15 protein-coding genes are annotated in these 14,136 nt (G+C 37.4%); 11 read left to right on the forward strand and 4 right to left on the reverse strand.

Features of this window, described 5'->3' with window-relative positions:
- The first annotated feature begins 390 nt into the window (after positions 1–390).
- From WFN33_RS16095 to WFN33_RS16135, 9 genes are all read left to right on the forward strand, one after another.
- Complete coding sequence (locus WFN33_RS16095; RefSeq protein WP_336954010.1) at positions 391–969, forward strand: TetR/AcrR family transcriptional regulator; 579 nt, start codon at positions 391–393, stop codon at positions 967–969.
- Positions 966–1,871 (forward strand): DMT family transporter, encoded by a 906-nt coding sequence (locus tag WFN33_RS16100; protein WP_336954011.1) that lies wholly within the window; start codon positions 966–968, stop codon positions 1,869–1,871. The genes WFN33_RS16095 and WFN33_RS16100 overlap by 4 nt, the downstream gene beginning before the upstream one ends.
- 544 nt (positions 1,872–2,415) lie before the next feature.
- On the forward strand, positions 2,416–3,000 hold the full coding sequence (locus tag WFN33_RS16105) for an anthranilate synthase component II (protein WP_004724599.1): 585 nt from the start codon (positions 2,416–2,418) through the stop codon (positions 2,998–3,000).
- 18 nt (positions 3,001–3,018) lie between these two features.
- Positions 3,019–4,065, forward strand: a complete 1,047-nt coding sequence (gene trpD / locus WFN33_RS16110) for an anthranilate phosphoribosyltransferase (protein WP_336954012.1) — start codon at positions 3,019–3,021, stop codon at positions 4,063–4,065.
- Between the two features lie 18 nt (positions 4,066–4,083).
- Positions 4,084–4,890 carry an indole-3-glycerol phosphate synthase TrpC gene (gene trpC, locus WFN33_RS16115; protein ID WP_336954013.1) on the forward strand — a complete coding sequence of 269 codons (807 nt, stop codon included), beginning with the start codon at positions 4,084–4,086 and terminating at the stop codon, positions 4,888–4,890.
- Between the two features lie 192 nt (positions 4,891–5,082).
- Positions 5,083–5,784, forward strand: a complete 702-nt coding sequence (locus WFN33_RS16120; RefSeq protein WP_336954014.1) for a Smr/MutS family protein — start codon at positions 5,083–5,085, stop codon at positions 5,782–5,784.
- 126 nt (positions 5,785–5,910) lie between these two features.
- Positions 5,911–6,459, forward strand: a complete 549-nt coding sequence (folE, locus tag WFN33_RS16125; protein WP_171064926.1) for a GTP cyclohydrolase I FolE — start codon at positions 5,911–5,913, stop codon at positions 6,457–6,459.
- A gap of 76 nt (positions 6,460–6,535) precedes the next feature.
- Positions 6,536–6,895: a cupin domain-containing protein gene (locus tag WFN33_RS16130; RefSeq protein ID WP_336954016.1), complete on the forward strand. Its 360-nt coding sequence runs from the start codon at positions 6,536–6,538 to the stop codon at positions 6,893–6,895.
- A 158-nt stretch (positions 6,896–7,053) separates the two neighbouring features.
- Positions 7,054–7,800, forward strand: a complete 747-nt coding sequence (locus WFN33_RS16135) for a hypothetical protein (protein ID WP_336954017.1) — start codon at positions 7,054–7,056, stop codon at positions 7,798–7,800.
- A 174-nt stretch (positions 7,801–7,974) separates the two neighbouring features.
- On the opposite strand, the gene WFN33_RS16140 is transcribed toward WFN33_RS16135, so the two are convergent.
- The 4 genes from WFN33_RS16140 to eat form a co-directional block, all read right to left on the reverse strand.
- Positions 7,975–8,844 carry a metal-dependent hydrolase gene (locus WFN33_RS16140; RefSeq protein ID WP_004724615.1) on the reverse strand — a complete coding sequence of 290 codons (870 nt, stop codon included), beginning with the start codon at positions 8,842–8,844 and terminating at the stop codon, positions 7,975–7,977.
- 473 nt (positions 8,845–9,317) lie between these two features.
- A complete protein-coding gene (eutC, locus tag WFN33_RS16145; RefSeq protein ID WP_336954019.1) occupies positions 9,318–10,133 on the reverse strand; it encodes an ethanolamine ammonia-lyase subunit EutC in 816 nt (271 codons plus the stop codon).
- 15 nt (positions 10,134–10,148) lie between these two features.
- Positions 10,149–11,531 (reverse strand): ethanolamine ammonia-lyase subunit EutB, encoded by a 1,383-nt coding sequence (locus WFN33_RS16150; RefSeq protein ID WP_336954020.1) that lies wholly within the window; start codon positions 11,529–11,531, stop codon positions 10,149–10,151.
- Between the two features lie 2 nt (positions 11,532–11,533).
- Positions 11,534–12,964: an ethanolamine permease gene (gene eat, locus WFN33_RS16155; RefSeq protein WP_336954022.1), complete on the reverse strand. Its 1,431-nt coding sequence runs from the start codon at positions 12,962–12,964 to the stop codon at positions 11,534–11,536.
- 304 nt (positions 12,965–13,268) lie between these two features.
- Here eat and WFN33_RS16160 point away from each other — a divergent pair, with 304 nt between their 5' ends.
- Positions 13,269–13,538 (forward strand): hypothetical protein, encoded by a 270-nt coding sequence (locus tag WFN33_RS16160; RefSeq protein WP_336954023.1) that lies wholly within the window; start codon positions 13,269–13,271, stop codon positions 13,536–13,538.
- Positions 13,539–13,797: 259 nt separating this feature from the next.
- Positions 13,798–14,103 (forward strand): hypothetical protein, encoded by a 306-nt coding sequence (locus WFN33_RS16165; RefSeq protein ID WP_336954024.1) that lies wholly within the window; start codon positions 13,798–13,800, stop codon positions 14,101–14,103.
- The last annotated feature ends 33 nt before the right edge of the window (positions 14,104–14,136 follow it).

Genomic DNA, 14,136 nt, shown 5'->3' on the forward strand with positions numbered 1-14,136 from the left:
TATCCTATTGATGGAAAAATTAATTTCATATTCAATCTTAATGGATAAACTTATATTTATTATTTGATTCTTGTTTCAATAGTATTTTAATTGTAATTACTAATTATATAGTATGATCTATAAAATTTAAAAATCAATTAAAAAAACATCGACTTAAGGCTTTATTCTGCTCATCATTCAAAGTACTACACTCATTGTATGTTCAAACAGTATCAATGAGCCATAGCGTGATTTCGTTACCCTACCCTAATTCTAATTTTAAGAGTTTAGAGCAAGCCTGCCTTAAAAACCGCTTCGCTCTGCTCCCTAGGTCATATTCCCAAAATAAAAATGTTGAAATTAATTGCGACAAGTTTATATTAGGTATATCGGTCTACCTAATTTTTTAATATGAAAACTAAATCTGCTAAAGAAAAAATCTTAGAAGCTGCAGCTACATTGTTTTATAACGATGGAATTGCTAACACAGGAATAAATACAATTACTGATAGGGCTGGTGTTGCGAAAATGTCACTGTATAACAACTTCCCAACTAAATCCGCTCTAATCTCTTCATACGTTGAATTTAGGCATCAAGAATGGCTGGATCTGTATCAGAAAAGGAATGCTCAAGCTAAATCTCCCCTCGAAAGTATTTTAGCTGTTTTCGATGCATATCAAGATCATGCTGAGTTTGCTTATGAAAAAGGATTTAGAGGATGTGGATTACTGAATGCAGCTGCTGAATTTCCTGCTAATAGTGTTGAAAGAAAGGCAATAAAATCACATAAAGATGAAATTGAAAATATTATTTTAAATCAACTCTCACTGCTTATTTCAAATCACGAAAAAGCTCATGAAATAGCATTAATGTTTTCTTTTATTTTAGAGGGTTCAATTGCGAGAGCTGGTTTGGAAGGTTCTAGTCAAAAAATTAAAGCAGCCAAAAAAATTGTAATTAGCATTCTAGAACAAGAGGCCATTCAATGAATCATTCAATTTCGAATTCTTCTAGTTATGGTTTTATTGCAGTTCTTTTAGCGGCATTTCTTTGGGGAACTACAGGTACAATAGCTACTTTTGCCCCAAATCTTAGTCCTCTTGCTATTGGTGCAGCAGCAATGGGCGGTGGTGGCCTTTTACAGGCAATTTTAGCTCGAAAGAACATTAAAAATAACATAACTCAGATAAATTCTAATTTAATCATTCTTTCCATAGGTGTCATTTCTGTTTTCATTTACCCATTAGCATTTTATTCTTCAATGCATCTAGCGGGAATTACAGTCGGGACAGTCGTTTCGATTGGCACAGCACCACTATTTACAGCTCTTTTAGAAAGATTTTTTGATCATAAAAAGCTTTCTATTAAGTGGTTTATTTGTTTTGTGTTGGGTATTAGTGGTGTAATTTTATTATCAATTGGAGAAAGTCATTCATCGATTTCGTCAAAACAGATTACAAATGATAGACAAATTCTAGGAATATTTTTAGGAGCTCTGGCAGGACTTACCTATGCGTTATATTCTTGGATTGCCAAAAAACTGATAGATAGAGGTATAGATTCAAAAGCCTCTATGGGCCTAATATTTGGTATTGGATCTCTATTTTTACTGCCAACATTATTTTTTACTGGTGCAAATTTGTTTGAGGAAAATATAAATATTTATGTGGTTGGCTATATGATGCTCATTCCAATGTTTTTAGGTTATGTCTTATTCGGATATGGATTAAAAACTGTCCCAGCAAGTAAAGCGATTACCTTAACGTTATTTGAGCCATTAGTTGCTGCCATATTAGCTATTGTTTTAGTTGGGGAAAAATTGGCACCCATTGGTTGGATTGGCATGATTTTTATTTCATTGTGCTTAGCGCTTCTTTCTAAAACTAAGTAGCCCTCAATCTAAGAGCCATGCTTCATCTAATTTTTCTTTATCAATTCGCTCTGTATCAGCTCGTTTCGTTCTGCCACTTTTGTATATCTCTTTATGTAATCAGTGATCAGCCAGCTGAATCGAATGATTTGCCAAGTGAAGTGGTTAATAGTTTGGGAGAAGTGGTGTAAATCAAACTAAACAATGTATATGGACTGAATATCTGGATGGTAAAGAAGGAAGGTTAATGGAAATTGATCGTCGTGTCCGAGAAAAGGTTTTTATTGATTACTTGGATATGGTCGCAAAAAGTTCTACTCTGAAATTAAGCAAGTAAATATCAAACAACCCAATCGAATTTCGGAAAAGATGTGTTCGGATATGACTCCTATGCAAAGTAAAAAGTGGAAGAATTTAAACAAGAATCTGATATCATAGCCTGCACCTAGCAGGCTTTTTTTATTTTGTGCTGTAACTAGGTACTTTTTTCAAAATGGGTAACCTAATGGGTATCCAAATTCATCAAACAAAATAAATTGATAAATTTCTATAGGTTAATATCAATATGCTTCTAATGATCGATAATTACGATAGCTTTACGTATAACATTGTCCAATATTTTGGCGAGTTAAACCAAGACGTTAAAGTTGTTCGCAATGATGCCGTGACCTTAGAGGATATCGAACGATGGCAACCAAAGTACTTAGTGATTGGTCCCGGTCCTTGCTCACCATCTGAAGCAGGAATTTCTATCCCTGCAATTCAGCATTTTGCAGGAAAAATTCCAACACTCGGTGTATGCCTAGGTCACCAAGCGATTGGTCAGGCTTTTGGCGGCGAAATTGTGCGTGCCAAAACAGTGATGCATGGTCGTTTATCTGACATGTACCATAGTGACCAAGGGATCTTCAGCAACTTACCTTCTCCATTTTCAGCAACACGTTATCATTCACTTGTGATTGATCAAGCCAGTGTGCCTGAATGTCTTGAAGTCACTTGCTGGACCAATGAAGCAGATGGCTCTATTGAAGAAATTATGGGTGTCAAACATAAGACATTGCCAATTGAAGGCGTGCAGTTCCATCCAGAATCCATTCTGAGTCAACATGGTCATCAGATCTTTAAAAACTTTTTAGAAATTTATGCTTAATGTGTGTAGTACAAGATAATGAATATTCAACAAGCTTTAAATAACATCACTAAAAATATCGAACTCACTCAACCTCAAATGGAAGAAGTGATGCGGACCATCATGCGTGGTGAAGCCACAGATGCCCAAATTGGTGCATTTATGATGGGACTTCGTTTAAAAGGTGAAAGTATTGACGAAATCACCGCTGCAGCACGTGTAATGCGTGAGTTTGCAATTAAAATTGATGTGGGTGATATCCCGCATTTAATTGATATTGTTGGTACGGGTGGTGATGGACAGAACCTATTTAACGTCTCTACTGCCTCTTCATTTGTTATTGCGGCAGCAGGTGCAACTATTGCAAAACATGGTAATCGTGGTGTTTCCTCTAAATCAGGCTCGTCTGATCTTTTAGAACAGGCCGGGATTAACCTTGATTTAAATATGCACCAGACAGAACGATGCATCCGCGAAATGGGGGTTGGTTTCTTATTTGCCCCAAATCATCACAAAGCAATGAAATATGCTGCTGGTCCACGTAAAGAATTGGGATTCCGCAGTATTTTTAATCTCCTTGGCCCGCTTACGAATCCGGCTGGGGTACGACGCTATGTGATTGGTGTATTTTCTACAGAATTGTGCCGTCCTTTAGCGGAAGTTCTAAAACAATTGGGTGCTGAACATGTCATGGTGGTTCATTCAAAAGATGGATTAGATGAAATCAGTTTAGCTTCATCAACCTATGTTGCCGAACTAAAAAATGATGAAATCACGGAATGGATGATTCAACCTGAAGATGTAGATATTGAGTCTCAGACCTTAACTGGTCTTTCTGTTGATAGTGCTGCTGAGAGCCTAGCATTAATCAAAGATGCGCTCGGTAAGAAGAAATCAGCAAAAGGTGAAAAAGCAGCCAGTATGCTGGCATTAAATGCAGGTGCTGGAATCTATGTTTCAGGTCTGACCAAGAGTTATAAACAAGGTGTCGCTTTAGCGCATGATATTATCTATGGTGGGCAAGCTTTAGAAAAAATGGGCATTTTGTCTGAATTTACCAAAACACTCAAAGAGTATGAAGCTTAAGGATTAGAGGACGTTATCATGGTGGATATTGCCAATACAATGTTGGGTAAAATTGTTGATCGTAAATACGAAGAATTTGCTCAACGTTTAAAGCAACGTAGTTTAAACGATGTAGAAGTGCTTGCCCAAGCTGCAACACCTGTGCGAGGTTTTGCGAAATCTTTATACAGTAAACGCCCAGGTGTGATTGCTGAAATTAAGAAAGCCTCACCATCAAAAGGAATAATTCGTGAAAATTTTAACCCTGCTGAAATTGCTCAACAATACCAGCAAGCTGGTGCAGCCTGCTTATCTGTTTTAACAGATTTAGATTTCTTTCAAGGTGCTGATGAAAATATTCAGATCGCACGTAGTCACTGTGAATTACCTGCGCTACGTAAAGATTTTCTGATTAATCCTTACGGCGTTATCGAAGCGCGTGCTTTACATGCCGACTGTATTTTATTGATTGTGGCTTGTTTGTCAGATCAACAACTTGAAGAAATGTCAAAGACCGCATTTGAGCAGAACCTTGATGTTTTGGTCGAAGTTCATGATGAAGCAGAACTAGAACGTGCATTGCAACTTTCAGAGCATTGTTTACTGGGTGTAAATAACCGTAATTTAAAGACCTTTGATGTCGATTTAAATACCTCATTGCGCTTGAAGAAGTTACTACCACCTTCACGTTTACTGATTACTGAAAGTGGTATTGCAACACCAGATGATGTGCGCATGATGCAAGAACACGATATTCATTCGTTCCTTGTGGGTGAAAGCTTTATGAAACAACCACGCCCTGATCATGCATTTAATGCTTTGTTTGGTCTGCCTGAAACAGTGTAATTAAAAGTCAAAGGGTGAGTTCGCTCACCCTGTTTTCATATTTCTCCCACTCCCCCTATAAATTTTTCAACTCCCAACATTCAGGTCATGATCAAAGCAGATATAACTGTGTGAATTCAATTCAGTTCAAATTTGACAAGATTCAGACTATACTGAGCGCCTAATACCGTCCATTTACTGTTTTTTGCAATTATGAGTAAATCTGATTCCACATTCTCTAAATCACAGCTTGATTTATTAAAACAATTCAAAAAACAAATCACTCCTCCTCACTCTTCAAAAGTTGCAGTGCAACCTGAAAGTAAGAATGCCCAAGTAAAAGTACCTGAGGAGTTAGATGATGCTGATTTGTTTAAAACCGCACTTGGCGGTGTAACCAAACTTGATAACGGCAATATTGCCAAAATCGAGCGTAGTGATTTGCGCAAAAAACCTGATGCAAAAACCCTTGCCAAACGCGCGGCGGCTGAAGGTGCATTTGAAATTAATGATGCAGAATTGTCAGATACTCAAGCGATTTTAAATCCTGTTGCAAGTCAGGCGGCTTTAAGCTATCGCATCGCAACACTACAACATAAAGTTTTTGAAGACTTAAAAGCTGGTAATCTACGCTGGTTTGAAGCTGTTGATTTACATGGTTGTACTGTTGAAGAAGCGCGCTCTGCTGTATTGCAAATCATACAAATGGCAAAAGATGAAAACCAAAATGTCATTAAAATTGTCCATGGCAAAGGCCCAGAAGCCATACTCAAAACTTATGTGAACGGCTGGCTTCGTCAACATCGTGATGTTTTAGCTTTTGTCAGTGCTCCTGAAAAACAAGGTGGCACAGGCGCAGTTTTAGTTTTACTGAAACGTGCTGAAAGAAATCCAAAATTAAATGGAAATCCATGATCATTCGTTTTAAATGATCAAAACTCTCATAAGTGTCGGTTTATCTTGTAATTAGAAAATATTATTCATTTTTCTGATACAATGCCGTCCTTGTTCAAACCGTATAAGTGAACACGTTTTATGTCTATGCAGCAATCCTACGCGAATATTTTAACTGCCGTTGGCGAGGACTTAGACCGTCCTGGTCTGAAAGATACGCCTATGCGTGCGGCTAAAGCTTTTTCGTACTTGACGTCTGGCTATAGCAAAACGCTAGAAGAAGTGACCAATAATGCGGTCTTCCCTTCTGATAATGATGAAATGGTCTTGGTAAAGAATATTGAATTTTATTCTTTATGTGAGCATCATTTATTGCCTTTTCATGGTCGTGTACATATTGCCTATCTCCCTTCTGGCAATGTTTTAGGACTGTCTAAATTTGCCCGTATCACAGAAATGTTTGCTCGCCGTTTACAAATTCAAGAACAGTTGACCAAACAAATCGCAGATGCCGTGGCTGAAGTTACCCAAGCACGTGGTGTTGCTGTGGTCATTGATTCAGCGCACATGTGTATGATGATGCGTGGTGTCAGTAAACAAGAATCGACCACACGTACTGTGTCATTTGTTGGTGATTTTAAAACAGATAAAGAAGCACGTCGTGAATTTTTATCTGCCGTGCCTGAAGCACATTAAGACGGATCATTCAGTAAGCAATATAAATATCAAAGCCTCATTTTATTGAGGCTTTATTTTACGATAGGGTTTTACAATGTCTTTAATTTGGTTGGCAGGTCATGGTTTAACGCACAGTGAAACCAGTATCGACTATCCTCGTGCAGAACGGTTGGTTAAAGGAAATCCCAAACGACTCACGCAAAGTTTGTATGAACATCCCAATATGAATTGTGGTATTTGGCAATGCGAGGTTGGTGCATGGGATATTCAATTTGCAGACAATAAACAGGAATTTTTTCAGCTAATTGAAGGTATTGTTCGTTTGCACGATAAAAACACCTCATCATTTGTAGAAATTAAAGCTGGTGAAGCAGGAATTATCCCGCCTTCATTTATCGGTACATTTGAAGTTATTGAGGTAGTTAAAAAATATTTTGTTGTGGTTGAAGTTTGAGTCAGTAAAACTGGTGACTTTTTTTGATGATCAGTGCGTTCAAATATAAGCTTTTTTATATTTTTTGCTTTCCTATAACTTATATTTGTAAAACATTCGCTTATTGTCCACTTAAAACTATATGATTTAAATTATCTTAGCCTTATGCCATATTTTAAATGAAAAATTTACTGATCTTTATTTCAGCGTTAACTGCCACTAGCGCCTTTGCCGACAATCTAAATGCCAACGAATTAAAAGATGTGCAAAGTGTCATTAAATTATTTAAAAATAAAAATATCACCGCGATTTCAAATAACATTACCTATCCCTTACATCGTGAAGAACCCATCCCAAGTATTGCCAATGCAACCCAGATGAAACAACGCTTTAACCAAGTGTTTGATACTCAACTTATTCAAGAGATCGCCAACTCAAAACCATCACAATGGGAAAGTATGGGTTGGCGTGGTGTGATGCTCAATGGTGGCACACTATGGTTAGATGGTCATAAAATTAAAGCCATTAACTACAGTAGTGATGCTGAACAAAAATATAAAGCACAGCTGATTTCACAACAAAAAAATCAATTACATTCATCACTTAAAAATTTTAAAACACCTGAATTACAGTTTAAAACAGCCAAATTTCAAGTGCGTATAGATGCCATGCCCAATGGTAAATACCGTTATGCATCTTGGGGAACAAAACAGTCGCAAGCGACAAAACCTGATCTGATTTTAAATCAAGGTCGTGTTGAAATGGATGGTTCAGGCGGCGATCATCACTACATTTTTAACAGTGGTACATATCAATATGTAGTTTATCGTAATGTTTTAGGTACAAGTGAAACACCAGATGTCACATTAGAAGTCACTCAAAAAGGCAAAAAGATCCTTTCTCAAGCAGGCAAATTATTTAAATAGTTTGTATCAATGATTGAGCTGAATCATTTTTCTCAAGTTTTTTTAATTCATACAGATTTAAAGCTTATCGAGCAAATCACTATAATGAAATGAACTGCTCGATAAGCTGTTCAAAATCATTTGCTGTGCGATATATCACAAACACACAGCCAATCCTTTAAATATGATATTTGATTATTTTTTTTCAGCCAATTGATAAATCAATTGCTCCATTTGTTGCATGTATTGACGATTCTCATGGTCCCACGGATGGAAGTTTGGACGGAAATAATCGATATAATTTCCCAATTGCTTTCTTAATACGCCTATACCGCCAAAGGTATAATGATAGGTCTTTTTCCAGCTGGATAAATCGCTTAACTTCCCTTCTCCTTTAACAATGGTCAAAAATACAGGAATCACTAAGCCCCAGAACACAATCGTTGCGACCACCAATCCAAAACTACGAACAGCATAGGCATAAGGACCATGCCCCATTGCAGTATTCCATACATCAAAAGCTACAGCTTTATGTTCGGTTTCTTCAAAAGCATGCCAACGCCAAATATTGGCATAATGTTCTTCAGCGCCTTCAAATAACTCAGGTGTGCGTAATACAGAATCTGCCAATAAAGCGGTAAAATGTTCTAATGCAATTGTTCCACTGAGCCAAAAATATGCAGGTAAATGCTGTTTAAGCAGACCAAAAATCTCTAAAACCAATGCTTCAAATTTTGGTGCAATCGGTGAGCGTGCAAATAAGGCTTGGTTATATTCTTCATGCTCACGTCCATGCATCGCTTCTTGACCAATAAATGCAGTCACTGCTTTTTGTAATTCAGGGTCTTGGACTAAATCACGATGTGCCCTTACCGCATCAATAAAGAAACGCTCTCCAATCGGCAAGACGATAGAAAACGTATTTAGCAATGCGGTAAAAATTGGACCTGCGGCGGTATGCCAATCTGCGATTCGCTCCGCAGGTAAGTTAAATCTGACATCACGGCGAATAGGTAATGGCTCATGATATACACTCGATTTAATAAATTTTTTTAAAATGCCCATGGTTGATCCTGCCTCTGGCTGATTATCATTTTTTTAATTTAGCTGGTGCGCTTATTAGAATTTTACTTAACTGGGTATAATTCCATAGGTCATTTCGACTCATTTACATGTCATTGCATCTCTTTTTTTCTGATATTTCGATCGAATAAGTCTCTCGAAGTATGTCGATATATGCTTGCGATACCATCAACAGCATGATCTAAATTGTGTAAAAAGTTGATCGTCCAAATGCCTTTTTCTGTTCAAAAATAGACTTTGCTAAAATGCCACATCAAGCATATTTAATAAAAATACTGAGTTATAACGTGGATTAGTTATGCAACATTTAAGTGAGATGCTTGCCATTATTCAGTTTATTTTTCTAAATTTGGCCATGTCCAAGAAGCTCACTCTTGAATAAATTTGTGCATTAAGAAAGCCATGCCTTATAAAACTAAAACATTGCTTTCCTGAAGGTATAAAGAATTTAACAATTAAAATAATAATTTTTTTAGATGCTCATCGCTTTGTAATGGAACCACATGGTCATCTTTTAAATCTACACCCGAAAGTTGTAATTTGAATGAATTACGCATCAATGCCATTAAACGCTGTGTGGCAATTTGAATACTCAGCCCCGCAGGTCTTACATTGGAAATACAGTTTCGGCTGGAATCCAAACAACCTTTTCTCGCTTTCCACGTATAATAGATACCCATACTATCAGGTGAACTTAAACCAGGCCGTTCACCAATTAACATAATTAGCAACGGCGCATTAAAACTTTGTGCCACTTCATCACCTAATGCCACACGGCTACCTGTCGCAATCACAATAGGGGCAAGTTTCCAACCCTCAGTATCAATATGTTCACGTAAAGAATTGATATAAGCAATCGCATTCTCCTCTATTGCTCGCGCAGATAAGCCATCACCAACCACGATACATACATCACATTGCTGTGGGTGCTGCTGCACATAAGTCTTGAGCTGAGTTTGAGCCTGTTCCGATAACTCACGTCCCAAATCGGGACGTTTTAAATATACTTCTTTGTCAGTTGCTTTACTTTCCACAATGAGACTTTCAAATTTTAAATCTCTAAGCCGAGCTTGCATGTTTTCAGTATCTAATTGGTGAAAAACAGCATCTTTGGCCTGTGCGTGAGAGAGTTGAAACTTAAGCAATTCTTGGGTTGGAATGCTACATCCTACTCTTCCCATCGCAATTCGGGCATCAGTATATTGTTTTAACTTATGCCAAGGATCTTCGTGAAAACCATTTGGAAAAGTTTCAAGTTTTGAGAGCTTCATGATTTACTCTCCTTTTTATGATAATAATTTAGCAAAGTTTTTTGGCATGCTACTAGGCCAATGAATTTGCCGTTGTTCTTGGTGCAAAATTCCTTGCTGATCTAACCAAGCCGAAAACTCAGGGGCAGGTTTTAATCCCATTAACTGACGTAAATATAATGCATCATGAAAAGATGTGGTTTGATAATTCAACATCACATCATCCGAACCTGGAATTCCCATGATAAAGTTAATTCCCGCAGCGCCAAACAAGGTGAGTAGTACGTCCATGTCATTTTGATCTGCATCAGCATGGTTGGTATAACAAATATCACAACCCATAGGTACACCCAGTAATTTGCCACAGAAGTGATCTTCTAATCCAGCACGAATAATCTGCTTACCATCATACAAATACTCTGGTCCAATAAACCCGACCACAGTATTAACCAATAATGGATTGTATTTACGTGCGACTGCATAGGCTCGCGCTTCGATAGTTTGCTGGTCAACACCATGATGTGCGTTACTGGATAAAGCACTGCCTTGTCCAGTCTCAAAGTACATCACATTTTGACCAATTGTGCCTCGATTGAGTGCTAAAGTGGCCTCATAACCTTCCTGAAGTAAATCTAAAGTAACTCCAAAACCTTCATTAGCCAGTTGCGTACCCGCAATAGATTGGAACATCAAATCAATTGGAATATTACGTTCTGCAAGTTGAATCCCTGAACTGATATGGGTTAACACGCAAGATTGCGTCGGAATTTCATATTCTTGAATAATATGGTCAAGTAACTTTAACAACTCTGACAAATTATGGAGATTGTCTGTGGCAGGATTAATCCCTATGACAGCATCACCATTGCCATACATCAGACCATCCAATAAGCTGGCTGAAATACCCAATATATCATCCGTTGGATGATTCGGTTGCAAACGAGTAGATAAATGACCTTTTAAACCAATTGTATTACGAAATTGGGTGACCACTTCGCATTTACTCGCAACCAGAATTAAATCTTGATTACGCATAATTTTACTCACAGCAGCAACCATTTCAGGGGTTAAACCCTTAGCTAAATTGGTCAATTTTTCGGAAGTTGCATCTTCACTCAGCAACCAATTTCGAAAATCACCCACAGTAAAGTGTGAAATCGGTGCAAATAAATCATCACAATGTTCATCAATAATTAAACGCGTAATATCATCTTTGTCATAGTCAATAACCGTTTCATTTAAAAAAATTTTTAAAGGGACTTCTGCCAAGGCCATCTGCGCTGCCACACGTTCTGTTGCATTACTGGCAGCAACACCAGCCAATTCATCTCCAGAACGTAATGGCGTTGCCTTTGCCATTAGGGTTTTTAAATCTTGGAAAATATATTGTTGCTGAGCAACGCTATAACGATAACTCATAATTATAATTCCTGTTCTGCTGCCTTAATGCTGGCAAATTCTGCTTCAGGTGTACCTGAAATCAGATGATGACGACTATAAACAAGAAAATAAACAATGAAGACCACATAAATACCCAAAGCAATAAACCAGACTTTAGGATCGACAAGAAAACCTGCAACCACCGCGACAATTGATAAGATCAACGCAATACTTGAGGTAAAAATACCACCTGGTGTTCGATATGGACGATATACATCAGGCTGTGAAATACGTAATTTGATATGTGCCATCATCATTAAAACATAAGAAATCGTCGCACCAAATACCGCAATCAAAATCAGTAAGTCACCCTGTTTAGTCAATGATAATATGAAGCCAATAATCCCTGGAATAATCACGGCTAAATACGGCGATTTATTTTTGTTGGTCAGCGACAATGATGTTGGCAAATAACCCGCACGAGAGAGGGCAAAAATTTGACGCGAATATGCATAGATAATCGAGAAGAAACTTGCGATTAAGCCTGCCAAACCAACAAAATTTACAAAGTTTGCTAACATGCCATGCCCATATACTTTAACCAAGGCATCCACCAAAGGGGCACCTGAATCTTTGAGTACACTTGCACCTGCGGCACCCGCACTCAGTATTAAAATTAAAATGGCGAAAGCAGCCAAAATCAACATTGCACCCATCAAACCGCGTGGTAAAGATTGTGCTGGATCTTTTGCCTCTTCCGCGGCCAAAGGAACGCCTTCCACTGCAAGGAAGAACCAAATTGCGTACGGAACTGCTGCCCAGATTCCTATATAACCTTGTGGTAAAAAACTACTCGCGCCTGCTTTAGCTAAATCTGGTGCAATATCAAATAAATTGGCGCTGTTAAAGTGAGGAACCATCGCGACAAGGAAAACCACAACTGCAACAACAGCAATAGCTGTGATCACAAACATGATTTTAAGTGCTTCACCTGCACCTTTTAAGTGAATTCCCATAAAGACCAAATAACAGATTAAATAAATTAGCCATCCGCCCACTCCAAATAATGATTCGCAATATGCACCAATAAAGGTCGCGATTGCTGCCGGAGCGATGGCGTATTCGATCAGAATCGCTGTTCCTGTTAAATAACCTCCAAATGGTCCAAAAGCCATACGCGCAAAACTGTATCCACCGCCTGCTGTAGGAAGCATAGTCGACATTTCTGACATTGAAAGGCATAAACATAGATACATAATCGCAGCAAAAATGACAGCGACAAACATACCACCCCAACCACCTTGTGCAATACCAAAGTTCCATCCAGCAAAGTCACCTGAAATCACATAGGCAACCCCTAAACCGACCAATAGTAGCCAGCCAACTGCGCCCTTTTTTAATTCTCGTTGAGCAAAATATTCTTTGGAATCTTCTGTTTTTACGATAGTTGATTGTTCATTTCGAGCGTCCATCATCGTACCTTTAAATTTGCCTTTTTTTGTATAAGCAAAAAAAGTGCCTTTCCTTGGATGACGTCAATATTTTTTGTTCAATCCTATGAACATAACGCCTTCTTAGTCGTATAAAACTGCTTTTAGATAAATCTATCAAACAAAGGTAGGAGAAAAGTTGAATAGCTTATAATAGGAAATCGAAAAATTTATGAAAAATGAATAATTAAAAGAAAAGTAATGAAATTAATATATTTTTTTACTTTGTTATTTGTTTGTTTAATTTAAGATATTATTTAGTATATATGCATAAATGGATTATGTGATGCATTCAAAACCACATGCTAAAAAAACAAGAATCAAAAAAGAAAAATTAAACTCCACTCAACCAAACTCAATTTTCCAACAAGCTTTACAATCCGCACTGATTCAATGTCAGCAGGATTTACTCAACACGGCCCACCTAGCATCTGTCGTGGTACAGATCAAGGATATGCAAAAAAAATCAACTCTGGTGTTCAGCCAATACAGATCAATTCGCAGGATTCCAGCAAGATCAAGATTTAAAAACAAAGCTAGATCAGTATATTTATAGTGCACCTATTCTTGATTTAAAATCAGGGGAAGCATGTGGTGAAGTAGTTTTATTTCACAGCTTAAATCAAGCAAATATTTTTGGACAATTGGCCGTTACACAATGCGCTGAGATCATTGCACAAAAATTATATGCACAACCCTTCAATCATTTAACCATCCATGCATTTTCAGTGCCACAGAAAATAATAATCAATGATCAATCAATTCTTTTAACACCTCGGGAGTTTGAAATCATATGTATTTTGATTCTGAATCCTATGGGCTTGACCCTAAAGCTACTACATATTTATCTCTATAGTGATGAACAAATCAGCTTAAATACACTTAAATCTGAGATTTCATATTTAAAAAATAAGGTGGGCGAATTAATTTGTGCAAGGACCTATCAGATACAGGCAGAAATTCACGCAGATTTTAAAGAGTTGGAAGAAGCTGTCGATGCGGATTATCTTGATACAGTGAAACAATTGTATCAAGGTGGTTCATTCATTAAAACCAAAAGTCCTTTTCTAAACAATTGGCAACAAATTCTAAGTTTGAGAATCAATAATCTACTTGTATAAAGAACCTTGGCTTGCGATTGATTAATACTTATC

Origin of the sequence: Acinetobacter sp. AS167 (assembly GCF_037152175.1) — a bacterium.
Classification (GTDB): domain Bacteria; phylum Pseudomonadota; class Gammaproteobacteria; order Pseudomonadales; family Moraxellaceae; genus Acinetobacter.